The 24,640-nt window shown below is 65.5% G+C and carries 21 protein-coding genes; 14 read left to right on the top strand and 7 right to left on the bottom strand.

Annotated features, from left to right (window positions below; translation table 11 throughout):
* Positions 1-78: 78 nt before the first annotated feature.
* Positions 79-1,101 carry a LacI family DNA-binding transcriptional regulator gene (locus QF047_RS20710; protein WP_306637038.1) on the top strand — a complete coding sequence of 341 codons (1,023 nt, stop codon included), beginning with the start codon at positions 79-81 and terminating at the stop codon, positions 1,099-1,101.
* Between the two features lie 202 nt (positions 1,102-1,303).
* Positions 1,304-2,047 carry an aldose-1-epimerase gene (locus QF047_RS20705; RefSeq protein WP_307281008.1) on the top strand — a complete coding sequence of 248 codons (744 nt, stop codon included), beginning with the start codon at positions 1,304-1,306 and terminating at the stop codon, positions 2,045-2,047.
* 78 nt (positions 2,048-2,125) lie between these two features.
* Here the strand turns inward: QF047_RS20705 and QF047_RS20700 are convergent, their stop codons facing one another.
* Entirely contained in the window at positions 2,126-3,292 is a 1,167-nt protein-coding gene (locus QF047_RS20700) for an endo-1,4-beta-xylanase (RefSeq protein ID WP_306637040.1), read from the bottom strand.
* A 186-nt stretch (positions 3,293-3,478) separates the two neighbouring features.
* Here QF047_RS20700 and QF047_RS20695 point away from each other — a divergent pair, with 186 nt between their 5' ends.
* From QF047_RS20695 to QF047_RS20680, 4 genes are all read left to right on the top strand, one after another.
* Positions 3,479-4,507 carry a LacI family DNA-binding transcriptional regulator gene (locus QF047_RS20695; protein ID WP_307281005.1) on the top strand — a complete coding sequence of 343 codons (1,029 nt, stop codon included), beginning with the start codon at positions 3,479-3,481 and terminating at the stop codon, positions 4,505-4,507.
* A 137-nt stretch (positions 4,508-4,644) separates the two neighbouring features.
* A complete protein-coding gene (locus QF047_RS20690) occupies positions 4,645-5,340 on the top strand; it encodes a polysaccharide deacetylase family protein (protein WP_306637043.1) in 696 nt (231 codons plus the stop codon).
* A gap of 112 nt (positions 5,341-5,452) precedes the next feature.
* On the top strand, positions 5,453-6,640 hold the full coding sequence (gene xylA / locus QF047_RS20685) for a xylose isomerase (protein WP_307281001.1): 1,188 nt from the start codon (positions 5,453-5,455) through the stop codon (positions 6,638-6,640).
* A gap of 313 nt (positions 6,641-6,953) precedes the next feature.
* Positions 6,954-7,367 (top strand): hypothetical protein, encoded by a 414-nt coding sequence (locus QF047_RS20680; RefSeq protein ID WP_307280996.1) that lies wholly within the window; start codon positions 6,954-6,956, stop codon positions 7,365-7,367.
* Here QF047_RS20680 and QF047_RS20675 read toward each other — a convergent pair.
* On the bottom strand, positions 7,342-8,628 hold the full coding sequence (locus QF047_RS20675) for a glycoside hydrolase family 1 protein (protein ID WP_307280993.1): 1,287 nt from the start codon (positions 8,626-8,628) through the stop codon (positions 7,342-7,344). The two genes, QF047_RS20680 and QF047_RS20675, sit on opposite strands and share 26 nt — an antisense overlap.
* A gap of 219 nt (positions 8,629-8,847) precedes the next feature.
* Here QF047_RS20675 and QF047_RS20670 point away from each other — a divergent pair, with 219 nt between their 5' ends.
* The 6 genes from QF047_RS20670 to QF047_RS20645 all read left to right on the top strand — a co-directional run bounded on the left by QF047_RS20670 (position 8,848) and on the right by QF047_RS20645 (position 17,567).
* Positions 8,848-10,404: an ABC transporter substrate-binding protein gene (locus tag QF047_RS20670; RefSeq protein ID WP_306637050.1), complete on the top strand. Its 1,557-nt coding sequence runs from the start codon at positions 8,848-8,850 to the stop codon at positions 10,402-10,404.
* Between the two features lie 65 nt (positions 10,405-10,469).
* Entirely contained in the window at positions 10,470-11,423 is a 954-nt protein-coding gene (locus QF047_RS20665; RefSeq protein ID WP_306637052.1) for an ABC transporter permease, read from the top strand.
* Complete coding sequence (locus QF047_RS20660; RefSeq protein ID WP_307280988.1) at positions 11,420-13,495, top strand: dipeptide/oligopeptide/nickel ABC transporter permease/ATP-binding protein; 2,076 nt, start codon at positions 11,420-11,422, stop codon at positions 13,493-13,495. Before QF047_RS20665 ends, QF047_RS20660 begins: the two co-directional genes overlap by 4 nt.
* A complete protein-coding gene (locus QF047_RS20655; protein ID WP_307280986.1) occupies positions 13,492-14,502 on the top strand; it encodes an ABC transporter ATP-binding protein in 1,011 nt (336 codons plus the stop codon). The genes QF047_RS20660 and QF047_RS20655 overlap by 4 nt, the downstream gene beginning before the upstream one ends.
* A 65-nt stretch (positions 14,503-14,567) precedes the next feature.
* Positions 14,568-16,859, top strand: a complete 2,292-nt coding sequence (locus QF047_RS20650; RefSeq protein ID WP_307280984.1) for an alpha-L-rhamnosidase — start codon at positions 14,568-14,570, stop codon at positions 16,857-16,859.
* Between the two features lie 129 nt (positions 16,860-16,988).
* The gene (locus tag QF047_RS20645) at positions 16,989-17,567 is read left to right on the top strand and encodes a hemerythrin domain-containing protein (protein ID WP_307280982.1); all 579 of its coding nucleotides are present in this window, start codon (positions 16,989-16,991) and stop codon (positions 17,565-17,567) included.
* Positions 17,568-17,594: 27 nt separating this feature from the next.
* On the opposite strand, the gene QF047_RS20640 is transcribed toward QF047_RS20645, so the two are convergent.
* Positions 17,595-18,434 (bottom strand): helix-turn-helix transcriptional regulator, encoded by an 840-nt coding sequence (locus QF047_RS20640; protein ID WP_307280980.1) that lies wholly within the window; start codon positions 18,432-18,434, stop codon positions 17,595-17,597.
* A gap of 87 nt (positions 18,435-18,521) precedes the next feature.
* On the opposite strand from QF047_RS20640, the gene ilvD reads away from it, so the two are divergent.
* A complete protein-coding gene (gene ilvD / locus QF047_RS20635) occupies positions 18,522-20,387 on the top strand; it encodes a dihydroxy-acid dehydratase (protein ID WP_307280977.1) in 1,866 nt (621 codons plus the stop codon).
* Positions 20,388-20,510: 123 nt separating this feature from the next.
* Positions 20,511-20,975, top strand: a complete 465-nt coding sequence (locus QF047_RS20630) for a phage tail protein (protein ID WP_307280976.1) — start codon at positions 20,511-20,513, stop codon at positions 20,973-20,975.
* A 232-nt stretch (positions 20,976-21,207) separates the two neighbouring features.
* On the opposite strand, the gene QF047_RS20625 is transcribed toward QF047_RS20630, so the two are convergent.
* The 4 genes from QF047_RS20625 to QF047_RS20610 all read right to left on the bottom strand — a co-directional run bounded on the left by QF047_RS20625 (position 21,208) and on the right by QF047_RS20610 (position 24,601).
* Complete coding sequence (locus QF047_RS20625; RefSeq protein WP_307280974.1) at positions 21,208-21,519, bottom strand: hypothetical protein; 312 nt, start codon at positions 21,517-21,519, stop codon at positions 21,208-21,210.
* Positions 21,520-21,612: 93 nt separating this feature from the next.
* Positions 21,613-22,254, bottom strand: coding sequence for an RraA family protein (locus QF047_RS20620; protein ID WP_307280972.1), 642 nt, complete (start codon positions 22,252-22,254; stop codon positions 21,613-21,615).
* Between the two features lie 30 nt (positions 22,255-22,284).
* Positions 22,285-23,274 (bottom strand): hydroxyacid dehydrogenase, encoded by a 990-nt coding sequence (locus tag QF047_RS20615; RefSeq protein ID WP_307280971.1) that lies wholly within the window; start codon positions 23,272-23,274, stop codon positions 22,285-22,287.
* Between the two features lie 10 nt (positions 23,275-23,284).
* On the bottom strand, positions 23,285-24,601 hold the full coding sequence (locus QF047_RS20610) for an MFS transporter (RefSeq protein ID WP_307280969.1): 1,317 nt from the start codon (positions 24,599-24,601) through the stop codon (positions 23,285-23,287).
* Positions 24,602-24,640 lie beyond the last annotated feature (39 nt).

The following is a 24,640-nucleotide window of genomic DNA, read 5'->3' as shown; positions in this document are numbered from 1 at the left end:
TAAGTTGCGTTACACGGAGGGCGCAAGGCGAGACAATCCTCGACGCCAACGTGCCAAACTCCGGCTATGCTGGTCCTCATGTCCAGCCCTGTATCGTCCGACGCGCGCGTTACCCTCGCCCAACTGGCGGAGGAGGCGGGCGTATCGCTGTCCACTATTTCGAAGGTTCTCAACGGACGCTCCGACGTTTCTCGTAAAACACGTTCGAAAGTTGAGGAGCTCCTTGAGGAGCACGGCTATAAGCGGCGAAAGACGTCGGCGTCTAAGTCAGCACTCCTGGAGCTTGTCTTTCATGAGCTCGAAAGTGCCTGGGCGCTGGAGATCATCCGCGGCGTCGAAAATGTCGCGAAGGCAAACGGCTTGAGCGTCATTCTCACTGAGAGCGGCACCAGGCACGCGCCCGGAGCGGATTGGGTGGAGGGCGTGATGGCTCGCCGGCCTGCGGGAGTGGTCCTGGTCTTTTCTGATCTGCCGCAGGAGTACCGGCAACAGCTGGACGCCCGCTCCATTCCCTTCGTTATCATCGATCCCGCAGGCGACCCCGCCCCCGATGTGCCTTCGGTTGGTTCGGCCAACTGGGCCGGCGGCATGATGGCAACGCGCCACCTGATTGAACTTGGCCATACCCGCATTGCCGCCATTTCCGGGCCTGAGGACATGATGTGTTCACTGGCACGGATTGACGGCTACAGTTCCGCTCTGAATACGGCCGGCATTCCCATCGACCGGACCCTGATCCGGTACGGCGACTTCCGGGTGGACGGAGGCCGGAGCAATGCGCTTGAGCTGCTGCAGATGGAGCACCCGCCAACCGCCATTTTCGCCGGCAGTGACCTGCAGGCCCTTGGAGTGCTTGACGCCGCGCGCCAACTGGGGATTCCTGTCCCGGCCAGGCTGTCCATTGTGGGATATGACGATCTCCAGGTGGCCCGCTGGTCCAGCCCGGCGCTGACCACCGTCCACCAGCCGCTGATAGAAATGGCTGAGGAAGCCGCGCGGATGGTCCTGCGCCTGCAGGACGGGGAGCGGCCGAACAACCTGCGCCTCGACCTCGCAACGTCGCTTGTGGTCCGCCAAAGCACTGCCATCTGCCCCGACTGATGGTCGGGGCACCACCTTCCTGAAAGGAATGCCATGTCATCCATTGCCGGGCCCAACGGAGAGCTGACCGTCCTCCGGGCGGGAGACTACGAGGCAACTGTCGCCAGCGTCGGAGCGGGACTGGTGAGTCTCTCCTTCCGGGGCCCGTGACATTATCCTGCCCTTCCCGGCGGATGAACTGCCCCCGGCGTATGCAGGGAAGGTGCTTATGCCGTGGCCCAACCGGGTTGCCTCCGGCGCCTACAGCTTTAACGGGCAGCGTTACGAGCTGCCGGTGAACGAGGCAGCCACCGGCAGTGCCCTGCATGGGCTTGCGCTGTGGAGCGGATGGCAGGTGGAGCGGCGCGGGGATTCTGAGGTGGTGTTCACGCATTTGCTACACGGAGAGCCGGGTTATCCGTTCCAGCTCGCGCTCTCGGCCCGTTACGCACTGGATGCAGACACCGGGTTGCATGTAGAGCTCGGTGCCATGAACTGTGGCACCGCGGAGGCGCCTTACGGCACTGGCTCCCACCCCTACATCACCGTGGGCGGTGAGGACATCTCCACCTGTGAATTGAGTTTCCGGGCCGGCAAGGTTCTCCAGACAGACGAAAAGCTTCAGCCCACTGAGCTCCTGGAAACTCCGGATACGGACTTCGACTTCTCGCAGCCCCGGGTACTGGCGGGGCAGTCGTTCGATCACGCTTTCACGGACTTGCCGGCGGGCAGATGGGACGTCACCCTGCGCAACCCCGCCCTCGAGCTTTCGGCAGTCGTGGAATCCACGGGTACCCAGGCGCCATGGATGCAGCTCTACTCCGGAGAGCTGCGCGGCCGGAGGGGGCTCGCTGTTGAGCCCATGACCTGCCCGCCGGATGCCTTTAATTCAGGCCAGGACCTGGTTGTCCTCAAACCCGGCGGGTCGCACTCCCTCACCTATCGCATCCACGCCGTGCAGGGCTAGCAGCAGGAGGCAGTAAAGCGGCCCGGAACCAGTTCAAAACTGGTTCCGGGCCGCTTTGTCAGTATTCGGGGAAGTTTGTTACTGCTGATAGGCGGGGTGGTGGACGTCGCGCTGCTCTCCACCCGGGGTTGCCTTGAGGAGGGTGGACTGCAGCGCGTAGTACGACGGCTTGCGGGTGTAGTCCTCCCACATCACGGTTGCCTCGCCCTCCTGGGCGAAGAAGACGGGAACCCAGGAGTACTTGTCGTTGAAGCCCCAGATAGTGAAGGACTTGCAGTCCTCCACATTCAGGCAAGCTTCGAGGGCCCGCTGGTAGTAGGTGGCCTGTTTCTCCAGTTGTGCCGCGGTGGGCTTGGTTCCTGCCGGGACGTCCATCCGTACGTCGATCTCGGTGATGGACGTTTCCAGTCCCAGATCGTCGAAACGCTGGAGGTTGGCCTGCAGGTCTCCGGGGAAGCCGTACCGTGTGCTGAGGTGTCCCTGCACTGCGAAGCCGTCCACCTGGACGCCCTCGGCCTGGAGCTTCGGAATGAGCGCCAGGTACGCGTTGCTTTTCGCGTTGACGCTTTCCACTCCGTAGTCGTTGAAGAAGAGCTTGGCGTTCGGGTCTGCTTCGTGGGCCCAGCGGAAGGCATCAGCGATGATCTCCGGCCCGAGTTCGCGGATCCAGATGTTGTCTGTGGTCCTGAGGGTGCCGTCGCCGTTGAAGATTTCGTTGGCGACGTCCCACTGCTGGATCTTGCCCGCGTAACGGCCAACAACGGTGGTGATGTGGTCCTTCAGGATGGACCGGAGTTCTTCCTTGTTGAAGCCCCCGTTCTCCAACCAGGCCGGGTTCTGGCTGTGCCAGAACAGGGTGTGGCCGCGAACCACCTGGCCGTGCTGCTGTGCGAACTCGACGATGGCATCCATCTCGGCGAACCGGTACTGGTCCCGCTGGGGGTGGATGAATTCCCACTTCGCCTGGTTTTCCGGTGAGACGGAACTGAACTCCGCGGCCAGGACCTCCCGGTACTGCTGGTCATAGGTGAAGGGGTTGGGGTAGGGCATGGTTTCGTGGTGGCCGCCGCCGGCAACTGCGGTGCCTATCTTGACGTCCTTTGGTGCGGCCCAGCGCAGGGTGTCCTGTTTTGCAAGGCCAGGTGGCTGCGAGTGGTCATTCGCGTCTGCGAATGCCGGCAGTGCCGTGGGAAGGACAAACGTCGACGCCAGGACGGTGGCGGCGACAAGTTTGGCAACCTTCATTGAGAGCTCTCCTTTGAGGTACGAGTAATCGGCCGATAAGCCAGACCGAACCGCTTCCGGAACTTTCCGGAAGGCAGTCGTTGTAGATTAGGAAGATTCCGGAGCATGCGTCAAGGGTTTCGGTAAAAGTTTCGCTCCGGGGCCGAGCGTGAGAGCGTAAACTTGCAGCGAAACCAGGAGGAATGCGTGCACGAGGCCCAGCGTCCGGCAATCACAATTTCGGCAATTGCCGCCGAAGCGGGTGTGTCGGTGCCCACCGTGTCACGCGTGCTTAACGGCCGCGGTGACGTTTCCCCCCGGACCCGGGAGCGGGTGGAAACCCTGCTACGGGACCATGGCTACCAGCGGCGCGGCGCCCGTCCCTCTGTGAGGTCGGGGCTCATCGACCTCGTTTTCAATGACCTGGACAGCCCCTGGGCTGTGGAAATCATCCGCGGCGTGGAGGAAGCTGCCAATGAAGCCGGCGCTTCCACTGTGGTCTCGGCTATCCACCGGAGCGCAAATCCAACGTCCACCCGGCAGTGGCTTGACAATGTCGGCGCCAGGGCCAGTGATGGCGCCATCCTCGTCACCACGGACCTGGATTCCTTCCTGCGGGCCGAACTGCAGCGGCTGGACGTGCCCGCCGTCGTAATCGACCCCGCAGGCGTGCCGGAGCTGGACGTTCCCACCATTGGTGCCACCAACTGGACCGGTGCCGTGGGGGCGACGGAGCATCTCACCGGCCTCGGCCACCGGCGGATCGGTTTCGTTGCCGGGGTGCCCGGCCTGTGGTGCAGCAGGGCACGTTTGGACGGCTATCGCGCAGGCCTTGATGCGGCCGGCATTCCTTTCGATCCAGAGCTGGTGCTTGAGGGCGACTTCGACTACGAGTCGGGGTTCCGCGCCGGTTCCGCCCTGCTGGAGCTGCCCGCGCCGGTCACTGCTGTCTTCGCCGCCAGTGACCAGATGGCCCTGGGAGTGTATGAAGCTGTGCGCAAGAAAGGCCTGCGCGTGCCCGAGGACATCAGCGTTCTGGGTTTTGACGACCTTCCGGAGGCCCGCTGGGCATCTCCTCCGCTGACCACCATCCGGCAGCCGCTCGCCGAGATGGGCAAGCTCGCCGCGCGCACTGTGCTTCGGATGCTGAAGGGCGAGGGCGTCGCAAGCCCCCGCGTGGAACTGGCCACCAGGCTCGTCGTCAGGGAGAGCACGGCAGCCCCCCGTCAGGCCTGATCCAGCCGTTCCACACCCTTGACGCGGCATCGGGCACAAGCCTACGCTGAAGCGCATTCCGGAAAGTACCGGAAATTTTCCGCGACTACAGCGAGGTAGCCATGAATTTCCCATTCCAACGCTCTGCAGTTTTTGGCATGGCGGCATTGCCGGTCTCTGCCACCGTGCTGGCATTGGGCGCGGTCATCCCGGCTGTCCTTGCCGGCGCTGCACCCGCCTTGGCGGACCAGACAACCACCGCCATTGTGGATTCCACCCGGCACGAGGGCAAATACGTGAGCCTGACGTTTGACGACGGCCCTGACCCCGTCAACACGCCCAAATTGCTGGCCGTTCTTGAGAAGCACCACGTTAAGGCAACCTTCTGCCTCTGGGGGGACCACGTAAAGCAGTATCCGGAGATCGTTCGGCAAATCGCGGACGCGGGACACATGTTGTGCAACCACACCATGCACCACGATGACATGGGAGCCTGGAGCGCCGAGGCCATCAGGGCTGATCTTGAAGAGACCAGTGGCGCTATCCGCCAAGCGGTTCCGGAGGCCGAGATCAACTACTTCCGGGCACCTTACGGAAGCTGGGGCCAGACTCCGCAGGTGGCTGCAGACATGGGGATGCAGCCTCTGGGGTGGGCCACGGCCATCGGAGACTGGGAACCGCCGGGAACGGCCGAGCTGGTCCGGCGGCTGAAAGAAGGCATTACGCCCGGAGGTGTTGTGTTGATGCACGACGGCGGCGGGGACAGGACCCAGACCGTTGAGGCAGTGGACCAGATCATTCCCGAACTGCGGTCCGACGGGTGGCGCTTCGACAAGCCCGCCCGACGGGGCTGACGTTTCACGCCGGCAGCAGCCGCTCTTGACCTTCGAACACTCATCCTCATATAGTTCAAAGCATAAACTAATTGACCGCAGGCCATCACGAATCCCATTGCAAGGATGCATCATGACTCTTTCCCCCACCCCCGCCGACAAGTTCACCTTCGGTCTTTGGACTGTTGGCTGGACCGGTGCTGACCCGTTCGGCGTCGCCACCCGTCCCGCCCTGGATCCGGTGGAGGCCGTGCACCGCCTGACTGAACTGGGCGCTTACGGCATCACCTTCCACGACAACGACCTGATCCCGTTTGATGCCACCGCGTCCGAGCGGGACCTGATCCTGAAGAACTTCAAGGCAGCCCTGGCCGAGACCGGCCTGAAGGTCCCCATGGTGACCACCAACCTGTTCAGCCACCCGGTCTTCAAGGACGGCGGGTTCACCTCCAACGACCGCTCCATCCGCCGCTTCGCCCTGTCCAAGGTGCTGCGCAACATTGATTCCGCCGCAGAGTTCGGCGCCGAGACGTTCGTGATGTGGGGCGGCCGCGAAGGCAGCGAATACGACGGCTCCAAGGACCTCGCCGCCGCCCTGGACCGGATGAAGGAAGGCGTGGACACCGCCGCGGCCTACATCAAGGACAAGGGCTACAACCTGCGCATCGCCCTGGAGCCCAAGCCCAACGAACCCCGCGGCGACATCTTCCTGCCCACCGTCGGCCACGGCCTGGCGTTCATCGCCCAGCTTGAGCACGGCGACATCGTGGGCCTGAACCCCGAAACCGGGCACGAGCAGATGGCCGGGCTGAACTTCACCCACGGCATCGCCCAGGCCCTCTGGTCCGGCAAGCTCTTCCACATCGACCTCAATGGCCAGCGCGGCATCAAGTACGACCAGGACCTGGTCTTCGGCCACGGCGACCTGACCAGCGCGTTCTTCACCGTGGACCTGCTCGAAAACGGCTTCCCCAACGGCGGCCCCCGCTACGAAGGACCCCGCCACTTCGACTACAAGCCCTCCCGCACGGACGGCTACGACGGCGTCTGGGAATCAGCCAAAGCCAACATGGCCACCTACCTGCTCCTGAAGGAACGCGCCCTGGCCTTCCGCGCCGACCCCGAAGTCCAGGCCGCCCTCGCAGCCTCCGGCGTCGGCGAACTCGGCGAACCCACCCTCGCCGCCGGTGAAACCACCGCGGACCTGCTCGCAGACACCACCGCCTTCGAGAACTTCGACGCCGACAAGGCCGCCGAACGCTCCTTCGCGTTCGTCCGCCTCAACCAGCTCGCCATCGAACACCTCCTCAACGCCCGCTGACAGGAGAAATTCCTTCGCCCTGTGCCTGTGGGCCTGGACGCATAAACGGGAATCCGGATCGACCCTGGTCGACCCGGATTCCCGTTTTGTGTGCGCGGATTAAAAGGCTCCCGCCGCAGAGTATGATTATCCCGCCGACCAACAAACGAGGTCCTCGCCCGCCCGGGCTCGAGTCAACGGGTTTGTCCGGCAAAGCCTGATCCAACCAGCTGATCCAGCCCTGGACTCCGGCAAAAAACCAAACCTCCGCATAACCCTCGTCAACACCCCTGCCCGGCTTCTCCCTGCCGTGCACCACTCCTGAAAGGACACCATGGAACTGCTGTGGGAAATCGCCGGCTGGGCCGGCGCGGTTGCGATCCTCAGTGCATACCTCTCCGTTTCCATGGGCTGGCTGAAGGCCGGCAAGGGCTTCCAGACCGCAAACCTGCTCGGCGCCGTCGCCTTCATCATCAACGGAACTGTCCACGGGGCCTGGCCTTCCGTGGTGACAAATGTCGCCTGGTTCCTCATCTCGGCCATCGCGCTTTTCCGCATGCGCTCGGCCGCTCCCCAGCCGGTGGTGCCGGCTGAGGAGCCGCAGGTTCAATTCCCCGGCGTTCCGGACACCACCGGCCAGCTCGCCGTTGTTGAGGTCCTCACCGGTTCTGTTCACGGTGAGGCGGACGGGCACCGTGCGTCCAATGAATGCACGACGGCGGTCAGGCCGGTTGGGGTGCCCTGCTGACCTCGGCGTCGCCTGCCTCCGCCGCGTGCAGCTGCGCCTGGCGTCCCAGCCAGTGTGCGCTTTCCTTGGGCGTCCGTTCCTGGGTCACCCGGTCCACAGCGATGAGGCCAAACTTCGGCACGTAGCCGAACACCCATTCGTAGTTGTCGAAAGCCGTCCAGGCGATGTAGCCGCGGACGTCGATGCCGTCCGCCAGGCAGGAGGCCACGCAATCCACGGCGGCGCGGAGGTACTCCACCCGCTGGGTATCGTCCTCGGTGGACAGTCCGTTTTCGGTGACGATCACCGGGATTCCGGCGATGCGGTGGGCTTCCCGGATGGTCACCTCGAGGGCCTGCGGGTAGATCTCCTCACCCATCTGGTTGGTCACCGCACCTTCCGGAGCGGGGGCGTGGCCGTTGGGGCCGTAGATGGTGCGGCCGTAGGTCTGGATCCCCACAAAGTCGTCGCCGCGGGACGCCTCGAGGAAGCGTTCGTTAACGTCGCGGCGCACCTGGGCTGCAAGTTCTTCGCCGCCTTCGATGGACTGGATGTCCGAGTTGGCGAGCGTCCAGCCCACCAGGAGTTCCGGCCGGTGTGCCTTGATGGCAGCGGTGCCCGCGCGGTGCGCCGCCAGCTTTACCTCGTACGCGGCCTCCGTGGAGCAGAACTGGAACGGGGCCACCGTGCTGGCATCCACGCCCAGCCGCTCGGCGGCTGCGGCCCACACCGGAACCGAACCACGGTTCTCCGGGGCCTCACCGCCGATGCCGAAGGACTCCAGCAGCCACGGCAGGTTGGGTTCGTTCAAGGTGCAGGCAACGCCGATGAGGTCGCCCAGGTGAGCCATCACCCGGTCGCAGTAGCGGCCAAAGAGTTCAGCCGTGCGGGACCCTTCCCAGCCGCCGAGGGCCAGGAGCCAGCGCGGGGACGTGAAGTGGTGGAACGTGACCACGGGGGTGAGGCCGTGCTCGTGGCAGGCCTCCAGCATGCGGCGGTAGTGGTCCAGCTCCGCCTGCGAGAACAGTCCCTCTTCCGGCTCAATACGGGCCCACTCGATGGAAAAGCGGTAGCTGGTGAACCCCAAACCGGCGATCAGGGCGATGTCCTCGCGGTAGCGGTGATAGTGGTCCACGGCATCCCCGGACGGCTCGGAGAACATGCTGCCCGGGAGGTGTTCCAGGAACCAGGTGTCACTGTTGACGTTGTTCCCCTCCACCTGGTGGCCGGCGCTGGCGACGCCCCAGACGAAATCCTGCGGGAATGCTGATTCGGTGGTCATGTGGGTTCCTTTCGTTCAGCGCCTGAAGACAGCGCACGGGGCCTCTCTGCCCTGGCTTCCAATCCTTTCCTGCCGCGTGACCGGGGCCACAATACTTTTTCAATGAATGACATTCTCATGTGAGCGGCCAAGGCGCCCGGCTGATGCTGGTGGGGAGCCGGCGAGCAGCCAGCCCCAAGACATTCCTCCGTTACACATCAGAATGCAAAGGCGCACTACATGAAACTCCTGAACTCCACCGCCCGTGCGAGCTCCGCCGTTCTGGCCGGAGCACTCCTGCTGGGATCGCTGACCGCGTGCGGCGGCGGCTCCAGCCAGGCCACCGCCAAAGCGGACACCAGCTCCCTGACCCTCGCCATCGACAGCGACTCGGCATCGTTCGGCTTTGACCCGTTGCGCGTCTCCGCTGCACAGCGGCAGTTCTTCGAGGGCCTCTACGAGAGCCTGATGACGCTGCAGCCGGACGGTACGGCAGGTCCGGGCCTGGCCAAGGAGTTCAGCTACAACGCCGACAACACCGTCCTGACGCTCACGCTGAAGGAGGGTGTGACGTTCACCGACGGGTCCAAGCTCGACGCCGAATTGGTCAAGGCGAACCTGGACCGCCGCTCCGATCCCGCACTCAGCGCCTATTCCGCCGTCGCCAAGGGCGGTGCCCAGGAGATCGCTTCCGTGGATGTCGTCAGCCCCACCCAGGTGGCCCTGACGTTTGCCAAGGCGCAGCCCGGGTTCGAGAAGAACCTGGCCTCCACTACCGGCATGATTGTCGGCAAGAACGGCGTCACGGACACCGCAAGCCTCGCCGCCACCCCGGACGGCTCAGGCCCCTACACGCTGGATCCTTCCACTGTGAAGGGCAACAAGTACGTCCTGGTGAAGAACGAGAAGAGCCCGGAGGCGCCGAAGTACGCCTTCAACAAGGTCATCTTCAGCGTGGTCCTTGACCCGCAGGCACGGGCCAACGCCCTGGTGTCCGGCCAGGCAGACGTCGCCATGCTGACCTCGAACACCGTTGACTTCGCCAAGTCCAAGGGCGTGGGGGTCACCCAGATCGGCGGCACCGTCAACACCATGATCTCCTTCGACAAGATCGGCAAGACCGCCCCGGCGTTCGCCGAGGAGAAGGTCCGCCAGGCCATCCAGTACGCGATCAACCGCCAGGCCTTGGTGGACGCGCTCCACAAGGGTGACATCCCGGCCTGGAACGCCCTGCCCAAGGACTCCGCAGGCTTCAGCAAGGACATTGAGACCAAGTTCGCCTACAACCCCGACAAGGCCAAGAGCCTGCTGGCCGAAGCCGGCTACCCGAACGGCTTCGACTTCACCATCATCGCCGGCGCCCAGACCCAGACGGACCTGCAGGCAGTCCAGAAGGACCTCGCCGCCGTCGGAATCACCATGAACGTGAAGATGGCCGCCTCCACTGACGAGGCCTTCGCCGCCGTCGCCACCACACCCCTGGGTTACGCGCCGCTGAACTGGGACAACCCCGTCGGCGTGATGTACGGAGCCATCCTCAACGGCTTCACCAACGTGCAGAAGGCCACCGATGAGCAGCTCAGCGCCGCCACCGGCGAGCTCGCAGCCGCCAAGGATGACGCCGCCGCCAAGGCCGCGGCCACCAAGCTGAACACCCGGCTGGTGGAATCCGGCTGGATGATCCCGCTGTACGAGGCCCTCACCAACCAGGGCTACAACACCAAGAAGGTGGCACCGGTGGAGTTCGCCGGCACCAACGCCTACCCGCTCCTCTCGTCCTACAAGCCGGCCAGCTAATACCCGCACCTGCCGGGCGGTCCCTCCTACCAAGGGGGAGGGTCCGCCCGGCAAGGGCCTGACCGATGGAGGTCACCATGGCACTATTCATCACCAAGCGCCTGCTGATGGCGCTGGCCACCGTGCTGGTGGTTGCGGTGCTGGCATTCATGCTGGTACACGCAATGCCCGGCAGCCCGGGCGCCGTGTCCCTCGGGGCCGGCGCCTCCCAGGAAGCCATCGACGAAGTCAACCGGCGCCTTGGCTGGTCGGATCCCCTAGTGGTCCAGTTCTTCACCTGGCTCGGCTCAGCAGTCCAGGGTGACCTCGGTATTTCACTGATCGACGGCCGGTCCGTCAGCGCGGACCTGGCCAGCAGGCTTCCCGTCACCGCCTCCCTTGCCGCCGGAGCCACTTTTCTCAGCGGGATCCTCGGCATCGCGCTGGGCGTGACCGCCGCGGTCCGGGGCGGCATCGTGGACCGCATCATCGGCGGCGTCGCCGGCATGGCCGTGGCCCTGCCGGCCTTCTGGATCGGCATCATCTTCGTCTACCTGCTGGCCGTCCAGTCCTCCGTCTTCCCGGCCACCGGCTACGTTCCCTTCGAGGTTTCCCCGCAGGACTGGGCACTGTCCCTGGCGCTGCCGGTGATCACCCTGGCCGTGGGCGGCGGGGCGTTCATCGCCCGCCAGACCAGGGCTTCCATGCTCGAGGCGCTCCAGCAGGAACACATCCGTACTCTCCGTGCCACCGCCACCCCCACCTGGAAAATCCTCTACGTCCACGCCCTGCGCTACGCCAGCCTCCCCATCGTGGCCGCCATCGCACTGCAGTTCATCCAGCTTTTCGGCGGCTCCGTCATCGCCGAGCAACTGTTCGCCATGCCGGGCCTGGGCCAGGCCGTCCAGAACTCCGTCAGCACCCATGACGCCCCGTCCGTCCAGGGCGTGGTGGTGATCGCCACGGTGGTGGTGGTCGCCGTGAACCTGGTGCTGGAACTCGCCACCAAGTTCCTCGACCCGAAGTTGCGTGCCTCATGATCCCCAACGTTGCCCCCGCACCTGCAGACTCCGCGGAGCCGACGGCGGCTGCCGTCCTTCACAGGGCCCCGCGCCAAAGTGCCGCAAAGAAATTCTCCGGCAGCAAGCTGTTCGCCTCACCGGCGAGCATCGCCGGCGTGATTTGGCTGGCCGCGCTTGTGGTTGCCTCGCTCACCGCACCGCTGTGGCTGCCCTTCAAGACAGAGGACCAGGACTTCACCGCCGTCCTGTCCGGACCCACCTCCGCACACTGGCTCGGCACCGACGAACTGGGCCGGGACCTCCTGAGCCGCATCTTCGCCTCGGCAGCCGGCACCCTGGGGACGTCCATGATCACGGTGATTGTCGCCGTCGGCCTCGGAACCCTCCTGGCCATGCTGGCAGCAGCCGGCGGTGAACGCGTGGAAAACGTCATCAGCCGCGCCACCGAAATCGTGATGTCCCTGCCCGGCACGGTGATCATCCTGGCCGTGATCGGTGCCGTGGGAACCAACATTCCGATGATCATGGGGATCCTGGGCGTGCTGATCTCTGCGGGCATCTACCGCGTGATGCTGGGCCAGGCGAAGTCCCTGCAGTCCCAGCTCTACGTGGACGCCGCCAAGGTGGACGGCATGGGCACGGCCGGCATCAGCTTCCGCCATGTGCTGCCCGGCCTGACCAACACGATTGTGGTCCAGGCGGCCCTGATCTTCGCCGTCGGCATGCTCATCCAGGCCGGTTTGGCGTTCATCGGCTTCGGCCCGCCGATCCCGCAGCCCAGCTGGGGCGGCATGATCCAGGGCGCCTCGCAGCACGTCTACGACGCCCCCTGGCTGATGGTTCCCACCGGTGCTGTACTGGCCCTGACAGTCCTGGCCGCCAATGCCATCGGCAACGCCCTCGGCAAGTCACCGAATGCCACCGCCTCACACTTGCCCTCCGCCGCAGCCCGGCGGCAGCGGGCGAAAGCCGTCGCCGCAATCGCCGCGGCCGCGCAGGCTCCCAAGGACGCCGCGCAGGACACACTGAGCGTCCGCAACCTCTCCGTTGGTGTGGACTCTGTTGGTGTGGGCAAGGGAGTCCGCCTGGTCACGGACGTCTCCTTCGACGTCGAACCGGGCACCGTCCTGGGCCTCGTGGGCGAATCCGGCTGCGGCAAGACCATGACGGCCCTGTCCCTCCTGGGCCTGCTGCCCTCCGGAGTGTCCGTGACCGGCGGCCAGATCCTCTGGAACGGCAAGAACCTGGCCGCGGCCACGGACAAGGACATGGAAGGCATCCGCGGACGCGGGATCGCCCTCATCTCGCAGGAACCCATGCGGGCACTGGACCCCATGTTCACCGTGGGTTACCAGCTCACGGCCACCATCCGGCGGCTCCGCGGGACGGGCAGGGCCGAAACAAAGGCCGAAGCCCTCGGCCTGCTGGAAAAAGTGGGCATCGTGGACGCCGCGCGCATCCTGAAAACCTACCCCCACCAGATCAGCGGCGGCATGGCCCAGCGCGTGGCCATCGCCCTGGCACTCGCCGGCCGACCCCGCCTCCTGGTGGCAGACGAACCCACCACCGCGCTGGACGTCACCGTCCAGGCCGAGATCCTCTCGCTCCTGCGCAGCCTAGTGAAGGACACCGGGATGTCCGTAGTGATGGTCACCCACGACCTTGGCGTGGTGGCCGACCTCTGCGACCAGGTGGCCGTGATGTACGCCGGCGAAGTAGTGGAGAACGGCCGGACGGACAGCATCCTGGACAACCCGCGCCACCCCTACACCCTGGCCCTGCTGGCAGCGGATCCGCACGCCAACCATGCTGCGGACATGCCGGAGCGCCTCGCCACCATCAGCGGCCAGGTTCCCCAGCCCAAGGACTGGCCCAGCACCTGCCGGTTCGCCGCACGCTGCCAGTTCGCCGGGTCCGCCTGCCTCGTGCCCATCCCGCTGCTTCCCTCCGGTACCGGCGACGGCGTGGTGCGCTGCGTCAAAGCGGACGAACTCGCCGTCGAAGGCCTGGACTGGGTGGCCACCGACATACCCAGCCACCACATTCTGAACCTGTGCGAAACCAGGACTGTCGAAAAGGATCCAGCATGAGCACCGCAACCTCGGTCCGCCCGGAAGCACCGCTGCCCGCTGCCGCCCAGCCTCTGCTGGAAGTCAAGGACCTGGTGGTCCGGTACGGACGTGGCCGCAAGGCAGCCGCCGCACCCGCCGCCGTCGACGGTGTCAGCTTCAGCATCGCCCCCGGGGAAACCGTGGGGCTGGTGGGGGAGTCCGGTTCCGGCAAGTCGACCATCGGCAAGGCCATCCTGGGCCTGCAGAAGGTCTCCGGCGGGTCCATCACCTACCAGGGCAAGGACATCACCTCCGCGGGCGCATGGCAGCGCAGGGCGTTGGGCGGGGAACTGCGGGCCGTCTTCCAGGACCCCAACTCCTCCCTGAACCCCCGCAACACCGTGGGCTCCTCGCTGGCAGAACCGCTCCGGCTCCGCGGCGTGAACGCGGCCGAGGCCCGGCAGCGCGCCGAGGACATGCTCGAACGCGTGGGCCTGCCGCGCGAGGCCGTTGACCGGTACCCCAGCCAGTTCTCCGGCGGCCAGCGGCAACGCATCTCCGTGGCCCGCGCCCTGATCTGCGACCCCAAGCTGGTGGTCTGCGACGAAGCCGTGAGCGCCCTGGACCTCTCCACCCAGGCGCAGGTGCTGAACCTCCTGGCCGACCTGCGGGACGAGCGGGGCCTGGGCTACCTGTTCATCGCCCACGACATCGCGGTGGTCCAGTTCCTGGCCCAGCGCGTGGTGGTCCTTTACCGCGGGCAGGTAATGGAAAGCGGACCCGCAGCCGCGGTCACCGAGAACCCCAAGCATCCGTTTACCCAGGCCCTCGTGGCCGCGTCACCCGTGCCGCGCCCCGCGGAGCAGGCCGCGCGCCGGCAGGCCCGCGAGTCGCTCGGCGTACGCACGGGCGCGGCCGCGGTGCCCGAGCCCGGCGGCTGCCCCTTCCGGCTGCGCTGCCCGTTTGCGACGGATCTCTGCGCCGCCGAACGCCCGGCACTTCGCACGGTGGGCGGCTCCGACGTCGCCTGCCACTACGCCTCCTGACCGCCTTTCCATAAGCAACTTTCCTTCCGCCACCTCGTGGCGGCCAGCAGAACGGAACACACCACATGCCACTGGCACCCTGGCAAGCAGCCATGATCACCCCCGACGAAGAGTTCGACGGCGCCCCACTGCTCCGGAAGGAATTCCGCCTGGCGGAGGGGCACGGCGCAGTCGCCAAGGCGAAGCTGCGGGCCGCGGCCTACGGCGTTTACGAGGCACTGATCAACGGCGTCCCGGTGGGTGAGGATGTGCTGAGCCCGGGCTGGAGCTCGTACGAGTGGCGGCTCCGCTTCCGCAGCTACGACGTCACGGCGCTGGTGCAGCCTGCCACGGTTATCGGGGTGTCCCTGGGCAACGGCTGGTACCGCGGGCGCCTTGCCTGGCACGGCATGTCCGGGCTGTACGGCGACAAGCTGGGTTTCTTTGGCCAGTTGGATGTTGAGTTCGAGGACGGTTACGTCCAGTCCGTCGCCTCGGACACCACCTGGCAGTCCGGCCCGTCGGCCACCACTGCCAATGACCTCTACGACGGCCAGACCATTGACGCGCGCCGGAACCAGATCGGTTGGGCCGAGCCAGGCTTTGACGCCGGCACGTCTGCCGGGTGGACAGGGGTGCACACGCTCGAGTTCGACGTCGACCGGCTGGCCGAGCCGGTGGGCCCGCCCGTGGTGCGCACCGACGTCGTCAAGGCTGAGAAGGTCTTCACGTCGCCCAGCGGCAAGACACTCGTGGACTTCGGCCAGAACCTGGTGGGCTGGCTTCGGTTTACCGTCCAGGGCGAGGCCGGGCACGCCATCACCGTCCGCCACGCCGAAGTGCTGGAGGACGGCGAGCTGGGCGTCCGCCCGCTGCGCTCCGCCAAGGCCGCAGACACGTTCATCCTCTCCGGCGGCGAGGACTTCTTCGAGCCCACCAAGACATTCCACGGCTTCCGCTACGCCGAGGTGTCCGGCTGGCCGGGCACGCTGACCGGGGATTCACTGGAAGCGGTGGTGGTGCACTCCGAACTGGAGCGCACCGGCACTTTCGAGTGCTCCAACGAACTCGTAAACCAATTGCACCGCAACATCGTCTGGGGCCTCCGGGGCAACTTCCTGGACCTACCCACGGACTGCCCGCAGCGTGATGAGCGGCTCGGCTGGACCGGCGATATCGGTGTTTTCGCGCCCACCGCGGCATTCCTTTACGACGTCAAGGGATTCCTGCAGGACTGGCTCCTGGACCTGGCTGCCGAGCAGAAAGCGGCTGACGGCCTGGTGCCCATCACGGTCCCGGATGCCCTCAAGTACTGCCCGCAGCCAGCCGAGTTCCCGTCGCCGGAATCGTCAGCACTGTGGAGCGAAGCCTCCGTCTGGGTGCCGTGGGCGCTGTGGGAGGCCTACGGTGATGACACGGTGCTGAAGAACCAGTACGCATCGATGTCCTCGCACACCCGCCGCGTGGAAGGCCTGCTGTCTCCCACCGGTCTTTGGGACCAGGGCTTCCAGTTCGGTGACTGGCTGGACCCGGATGCCGATCCGGACAAGCCGTGGGATGCGAAGGCGGACACCGGCGTGGTGGCCACCACGTGCATGTACCGCACCGCCTCCATTACCGCCAAAACCGCGCGGCTGCTGGGACACCAGGAGGACGCCGAGTACTTCGAGCAGCTGGCGGCACGCGTCCAGGCCTCGTTCCTGGAGCACTATGTTGCCGCCGACGGCACCATCCAGAGCGACTGCACCACCGTCTACGCGCTGGCGATTGCCTTCGGCATCCTTCCCGGCGCCGAGCATGTTGACTTCGCCGGGGAACGCCTCGCCGAGCTGGTCCGGAAGAACAACTACCGCGTGTCCACCGGTTTCGCCGGCACCCCCTTCATCACCGGTGCCCTCACGGACACCGGTCACAGCGCGGAGGCGTACAGGCTGCTGCTGGAACAGGGCTGCCCGTCCTGGCTGTACCCGGTGACCATGGGCGCCACCACAGTGTGGGAGCGGTGGGACTCCATGCTTCCGGACGGCACCATCAACCCGGGCGAGATGACCAGCTTCAACCACTATGCGCTGGGCGCGGTGGCGGACTGGCTGCACAAGACTGTCGGCGGCATCAGCCCGCTCGCCCCGGGGTGCAGCAAGGTCCGGATTGCGCCGGTCCCGGGCGAAGGCATCGACTGGGCCAGGACGTCCCTGAAAACGTCGCACGGAACCATCCGCGTGGAGTGGAAGCTCGACGACGGTGAGTTCCACCTCGAGGCGACGGTACCTGGGGGAGTGGAGGCCGACGTCGTCCTTCCGGGCGGCGGGCAGCACACCGTCGGCGCCGGAACCCACAGCTTCACGGCTCCTGCTCTGGCTGTGCCGACCAGGGTGTAGGAAGGGCTGGGAGCCAGGGCCGAGTATCCGAAGCGCTGCTCCCCGCACCTCTGGATCGCGTTGTTGCCGCGTGGTACTTTGACCCTCTTACGTCGCTTACAGGGAGCGATCCAGGAGGAGGGCCAGCTCATGAGTGATACCAATTCCGCCGGAACGAACGTGGACGTCGTGGACATCCTCACCAGCGATCACCAGGACATGATTGCGCTGATCGGGCAGATTAAGAGTGCGTCCGAGGACAGCCAGCGCAGGGATTTGGCGGACACTTTGATCGCGGAGGTGATGCGTCATGCCGTTGCCGAGGAAATGTACGTGTACCCCGCCATTGAGGACCACGTGCCCAACGGCAAGGACGAAGTGGAACATGACAAGAAGGAGCACGACGAGATCGTCAAGCTGATGAAACGGCTGGAAAAGGTGGAGCCTTCGGACCAGACCTTCCTGGAACTGGTCCAGGAGCTCGAAGACCAACTGAGCCATCACGCCAACGATGAGGAAACCGAACAGTTTCCGAAGCTCCGCCTGCACATCCCGCGCGAAAAACTCGTCGACATCGGCGAAAAAGTGGAGAAAGCGAAAAAGCTGGCACCGACACGGCCGCACCCGAGCGCGCCGCATTCGGAGTTGTTCCACAAGACCCTTGGGCCAGGCGTCGGTATGGTGGACCGGATCCGCGACAAACTGACCGGCAGGCACACGGACTCGTAGAGCGGGTGGCTGGGCAGCTGGTTGTAGTTAGCTGCCCGCTGAGAGGAGCCGCTGGATCTGCTCCGCGGCGTCACTGTCCGGCGCGGGGGTGTACACCACGATGTGGAGGTCGGGCCGGTCCGAGGGTGACACCTGGTGGTGTTCCAGCCGGAGGACGCCCACCGCCGGGTGGTGGAACAGCCGTTCACGGGATTCGAAACCGAGGATGTCGTACCGGTCCCAGCCCTCCTTGAACTCCGGGCTGGTCTCCTTGAGCCGCTCCACCTGGTACGCCACGTCCGGATCGCCGAGCCGCTGCCCTGCTTCGGCCCGGAACTCGGCAAGGAACCGCCTGCTGGTGACGTCCCAGTCAGGGAGCAGCTCCCGGACGTAGGGGTCCGTGAAGACCAGCCACAGCAGGTTCCGTTCCGGGGCGGCAACGTTGGCGATGTTGGGATACAGAGCGGCGTAGGCCCTGTTCCAGCCCGTAACGCTCCAGTCCGGTGCCAGCGCGAAGGCCGGGTTCGGGCCGAGGGCATCGAGAAGCCGCTGGATGTGGGGAGGGGCGTCAGCAGCCACGGGCCCTGCGGTTATGGGCGAGGAATAGCCGGCGAGGGACAGGACATAGGAGCGCCCCGTCTCCGAGAGGTGCAGGGTCCGGACCACGGCTTCCAGGACTTCCCGGGAGGGCCTGATGTCCCGACCCTGCTCCAGCCACGTGTACCAGGTGACGCTCACTCCGGAAAGGAACGCAACCTCCTCGCGCCGAAGCCCCCGCTCACGCCTGCGGGCAACGGGCGGCAACCCATACTCGGAGCGCAGGGCCTGATCCCGGCGTGCCCGCAGGAACAGGCCCAGTTCCTTGCGCTTGTCGCCTGCCTCTTTCACGGCACCTAACACTAGTACCCAGGTACTCCTACTACTAGTATCAGCACTGTCTTCCGCCTTTTGGCCGGGCAGGGCAGGATCGGTAGCATGCCCGCACTCCGCTCCAGAACTGTCACCCACGGCCGCAACATGGCCGGAGCCCGCGCACTGCTGCGCGCCTCCGGCGTCGCCAACTCGGACATCGGCAAGCCGATCATCGCCGTCGCCAACTCCTTCACCGAATTCGTCCCCGGCCACACGCACCTCGCCCCCGTGGGCCGGATCGTCTCCGACGCGATCCTCGCCGCCGGCGCCGTGCCGCGCGAGTTCAACACCATTGCCGTGGACGACGGGATCGCCATGGGCCACAGCGGCATGCTGTACTCGTTGCCTTCCCGCGACCTGATCGCCGACTCGGTTGAATACATGGTGAACGCCCACTGCGCCGACGCCTTGGTGTGCATCTCCAACTGCGACAAGATCACTCCGGGCATGCTCATGGCGGCGCTGCGCCTGAACATCCCCGTAGTGTTCGTCTCCGGCGGCCCCATGGAGGCCGGCCGCGTGACCCTGACCGACGGCTCCGTGCGCTCCCTGGACCTGGTGAACGCGATTGCCGACGCCGTGGACGAGTCCATCTCCGATGCTGACATCAACCTCATCGAAGAGAACGCCTGCCCCACCTGCGGTTCCTGCTCCGGCATGTTCACCGCCAACTCCATGAACTGCCTCGCCGAGGCCATCGGCCTGGCCCTGCCGGGCAACGGCTCCGTGCTCGCGACCCACACCGCCCGCAAGGCGCTGTACGAGAAAGCCGGTTCCACCGTCGTCGAGCTGGTGAAGCGCTATTACGACGGCGACGACGACTCGGTGCTGCCCCGCTCCATCGCCACCGCGAAGGCCTTCGACAACGCCATGGCCCTGGACATCTCCATGGGCGGCTCCACCAACACCATCCTGCACCTGCTGGCCGCTGCCCAGGAAGCGGGCGTGGACTATGGCCTGGCCGAGATGGACGCCAAGTCCCGCCAGGTGCCCTGCCTGGCAAAGGTGGCCCCGAACGTCGCCAAGGACAAGACCTACTATATGGAGGACGTGCACCGGGCGGGCGGCATCCCCGCCCTGCTGGGCGAGCTGAACCGCGGCGGGCTCCTGCACAAGGACGTCCACTCCGTGCACTCCGCTGACCTGGACGGCTGGCTGGATGACTGGGATATCCGCGGCGGCAAGGCCACCGAAGAAGCGAAGGCCCTGTGGCATGCTGCTCCCGGCGGCGTCCGCTCGTCCAGCGCGTTCTCCCAGTCGAACGAGTGGACCTCCCTGGACACCGACGCCGCAGAAGGCTGCATCCGCTCCGTGGAGCACGCCTACTCGAAGGACGGCGGACTGGCCGTGCTCCGCGGCAACGTGGCCGTCGACGGCGCCGTGGTGAAGACCGCCGGCGTGGACGAGTCCATCTGGACCTTCGAGGGCCCGGCCGTGGTGTGCGAGTCCCAGGACGAAGCCGTGGAAAAGATCCTGAACAAGGCCGTCAAGGAAGGCGACGTAGTGGTCATCCGCTACGAAGGCCCGCGCGGCGGTCCGGGCATGCAGGAAATGCTCTACCCGACGTCGTTCCTCAAGGGGCGCGGCCTGGGCAAGAAGTGCGCCCTCATCACGGACGGCCGCTTCTCCGGCGGCACCTCCGGCCTGTCGATTGGGCACATCTCCCCGGAGGCTGCCTCCGGCGGCACCATCGCCCTGGTGGAGAACGGCGACATCATCAGCATCGACATCACGACGCGCAGCCTCCAGCTGGAGGTCTCCGACGAGGTCCTCGCCGAGCGCCGCGAAAAACTGGAAGCCAACGGCGGTTACAAGGCCAAGAACCGGGACCGCCAGGTTTCCCCGGCACTGCGGGCCTACGCCGCCATGGCACTGTCGGCCGACAAGGGCGCGGTGCGGGACGTCTCACTGGTGGAGAACCTCGTCTAGGCTGCGCTGCCTTTTGGGCCAACGCGCCCGGCACCGGCTTATTTCGATACCCGGGCGCGTTTCCGGCAGTGGGTACGGCGTGCATCTGCGAGGATGTGCGAAGGAAAATTCCCAGGAGGATGCATGCCGTACACCGTAGATTTCAAGAACGTGTCCACAGTGGGCCTGGAATCGTCACCGGTCGCCGAGGCGCTGGCGGGGCTGCGCGCCAACGAGGCGCGGTATTACAAGAACAAGTACAACCACAATTTCACGGTCACGCCCGCGGATGAGGCGCCCTCGACGCTTGAGTATGTGCACCACATCCTCTCCGCCGAGCGCAATCTCGCCATTTCGTCCCGTCCGCTTGAGGTTTCTTCCTTCGAAGTGGACGGGTTGCGGATGGCGTACGTGTTCTACGAGTCAGGCCTGGCCATCAACGTGATGTACGGCCTCGACGAAGGTGGCAAACGGGCGGTTGGTTTCAAGCTTTCCGACGGCATGGAGATTCCCGAGGAACTGGCGTCCAGCTTCAAGTTCGCGCGCCAGAAGTCGAAGCTCGCCGGCGTGATCCGCGGCTCCTACTTCGTGATCAAGGGTCAGTACTGAGGCGGGGAGGCCTTTACGGCACGTTGTCAGGTTAGGGTCTTGACGGTTCACGCGGGAGTGTAAGCAAGGGCCTGAGGGGCCCTATCCTGACGCTGGATGGGCGGGCTGGCTGACGTCATGTTGGGGTGTGGCCTATCAGTTGCCCCAGTTCCAGTGTCGAGAGGATTCGACCGGCCCTACAGGAGGGCACTTGACGAGCTACCGGTTACGACTGGCCCCACCAGGCGGTTGCCTAATGCTTCACGGAGCCGTTTTGGAGTTCTCTTCCTGCCGAGTTGCCGAAAATCCGAGTCGCTGTCATGCGGTAATTGAGGTCGCCACTGAGCTCCTGCAGTGTCACCCAAACTTGATGGCCTTGGGCGGCTTCAAACATCTGACGAGGATGTGCGGCGTCGGCCGCGAGCCAGAGTACGGAGGAGTCGGGCATGGCGTCTTCGACGAACCCGGTTCTGATCACCTGGCCGTTTTGGCGGACTTCCACCCGAGCGTTGATCAGCAGGCTCCAGTCACCGTGTTTACGCGGTGTTGCTCGGTTCAGTGTCATGGGCTTTCCGGTTCTGGTCTAAAAGAGTGGCAGCGGCCCATTTGTCGGGCCTCTGCCACTCTTGTCGGGGGGGAGGGAGCCGTGTGGTGGCCTCTAGGAGGCGACGGCTTCTTTGATCCGGTCGCGGATCTGGCGTTCGAGGTTTTCCTGAGCGGGGAGGGCCTGAAGTGTTTCGTTGAGTTCGGATTGGGGGATGACGACGATGCCGTCCTGGTCGCCGATGACGACATCACCTGGGTTGCAGACGACGTTGCCGCAGGCGACCGGTTTGCCGACGTACCCGGGTCCGTTTTTGGAGGGCCCGGCGGGTACTACGGCGCGGGCGAAGACGGCAAGGCCCATCTCGTTCATCTCTTCGATGTCCCGGACGGCCCCGTCGACGATCACGCCGGTGACGCCTTTATGGAGGCAGATCTCGGCGAGGATGCCCCCGAAGACGGACCGGTTGGTGACGCCGTTCCCGGAGATGACCAGGACGTCCCCGGGTTTGGCTTCATCGAGGCCGCGGTGGATGGCGAGGTTGTCGCCTTCCCAGATCTGGATGGGGAGGGCGGTCCCGGCCAGTCGGGCGCCGGGGGTCAGGCAGCGGATGTCTGCTGACATCATGTCCAGGCGTTTGCGCACGTCACCGATCAGCGCCGGGGGGTAGGCCGCGAGGGACTGGACGAGGTCCTGGGAGGGGCGGGGCCATTCGGGGTAGACGGTAATGTTTTCGGCGGAGGCGTTGATATACACGTGTGGTTCCTTGGAGTGTGGTGTGCCGGGTCAGGCGGGGACTTTGCGCAGGTCGTTGGCGTTGACCGGGAACGCCGGGGGTTCATCTGCCAGGACGGCGCGTACTTCTGACCAGGAGCGGGTGCCGGCTTCCTGGAAAGCTTCCTGGGTCTGACCGGCGATGTGGGGGGTGACAAGCAGGTTGGGCACTTCGTGCAGGGCCACCCTGTTGCTGGTCAGCGGGTCCTTCATGTCGATGCTTTCGGCTTCGAGCACATCAAGGGCAGCACCGGCAAGGGCGCCGTTTGTCAAGGCCGTGACCAGTGCGTCCTCATCGATCAGGCCACCGCGGGAGGTGTTGATGACAATTGCGCCGGATTTCATCAGGGCCAGTTCACGGGTCGAGATCATGTGGCGGGTGCCGGGCAGCAGCGGGGCGTGCAGGGTGATGATGTCCGCCCCGTCATACAGGGTGTCCAGTTCAACCAAGTCCGCGCCCGCGGCTGCGACGTCGGCGGCCTGGGCTATCGGGTCTGCGGCGAGCACCCGCATCCCGAAGCCCCGGGCAACAGTTGCGACGCGCTTGCCGATGGCTCCGAAGCCCACGATCCCAAGGGTGCGGCCGGAGAGTTCGAAACCAACCAGGTCCCCGCGGCCCTCGGCCCAGGTGCCGGCCAGGACACGGTTCGCCGCCGGGACGATCTGGCGGGTCAGGGAGAGCAGAAGAGCGAAGACGTGCTCGGCGACGGCATTGCTGTTCGAGCCCGGGGTGCTGGTGACCCAGACACCATTCTCTGACGCTGCCGGAATATCGACGTTGTCGGTGCCGACCCCGTGCCGGGCAATGATCTTCAGGCGGGGGGAGGCTTCGATCATTTCGCGGGTGAAGGTTTCCGCCCGCAGGATCACTGCGTCAATGTTCTCGCTGACGTCGAGGTAGTTGACCTTGTCGGGGCCGTAGCCGACGTGCACGAGGGCGTTCTTACGGATGTCCGCCAGGACGTCCTCGTGGATGACGTCGGAGATGTAGATCGCGGTCACAGTGCGGCGCCTATCGGTAGAGGTGCGAGGAGGGATCGGAGTTGGCCCGCACGGTGAGGCCGACAACCAGCAGTCCGAGGGCGCCTGCGCCGACGAGGATGAAGGCGGGCACGAAGGTGTTGCCGGTCAGGTCAATAAGCCAGGTGGCGAGGTAGGGCCCGGCGCCGCCGCCGATGACTGCTCCAACGCTGTGGCCGAACGCGACGCCGGTGTGGCGGACGCGGGTGGGGTAGAACTCGAGCATGGCGCCGTAGGTTCCGGCCTGGCAGAGGGCGTAGGGGATGATGCCCAGGCCAAGGCCCAGGAGCGCCAGCACGAAGGAGTGCTGGTTCATCATGGCGAAGGACGGGATGGTGACCGCGACGTAGGCGACGTAGGACCAGAGCAGGACTTTCTTGCTGCCGATGCGGCTGCCGAGCTGGCCTGCCATGGGAATCAGGAGCGCCGCGAAGAGTACCGCCAGGAGGACGATGGTGGAGGCTTCGCCCTTGGTGAAGCCGAGGACTTCGCTGAAGTAGACGGCGACGAACACGGTGCCGATGTAGGTGCCGAGGTTCTGCACGAGGGAGATGGAGGTGACCTTGGCCAGTGCCTTGGGGTACTTGGTCAGGACTTCCTTGAACGGAGCCTTGGAGGTGCCCTCTGCGGTTTTGTTGATGGCCTGGAATTCCGGGCTGTCTTCGACCTTTAGGCGCATGACCAGGCACAGGATGCCCAGGGGAAGGGCGAGGAGGAACGGGATGCGCCAGCCCCATGCTGCCAGGTCAGCTGCCGGCATCATGGCTGCGGCGAGGGCGGCCAGGCCGGCGGCCAGGCCCTTGCCGAGCTGGGCGATGCTGGGAATGAGTGAGACGAAGAGGGAGCGGCGGTTCGGCGCGGCCCATTCATGGATGTAAGCGGCGGCGCCGCCGATTTCCCCACCGGTGGAGAAGCCCTGCAGCATGCGCAGCAGCACCAGCAGGATCGGGGCGAGCACCCCGATCTGCGCGTAGCCCGGCAGCAGGCCCGTCAGGGTCGCGGCGACACCCATGCAGGTGATGCTCGCGATCAGGCTGGTCCGGCGGCCCTTACGGTCACCCAGGCGGCCGAAAAACACAGCGCCGAGCGGGCGGACGATGAACGCAGAGCCGAACACCAAGAGGGTGTTCAGCAGACCGATGACCGGGTCATCGCCGGGGAAGAAGACGATTGCCAGCGTCGCTGCCACATAGCCGTAGACGCTGAAGTCGTAGTACTCGATGAAGGTACCGAAAGCTGCAACGCCGGTCGCCTTCTTGGCTTTGGTGCGCCGGGCAGCATCTGGAACTGCCAGTGTGGGGATAGTCATCCGAAGACCTCTCTGTCTTTAGGTTTAGAAAAGTGGGAC

Source organism: Arthrobacter sp. W4I7 (assembly GCF_030816215.1).
GTDB classification, from domain to species: Bacteria; Actinomycetota; Actinomycetes; order Actinomycetales; family Micrococcaceae; genus Arthrobacter; species Arthrobacter siccitolerans_A.
Note: the sequence above shows the minus strand (reverse complement) of the source record. Positions and strands in the feature narration are given on the sequence as shown.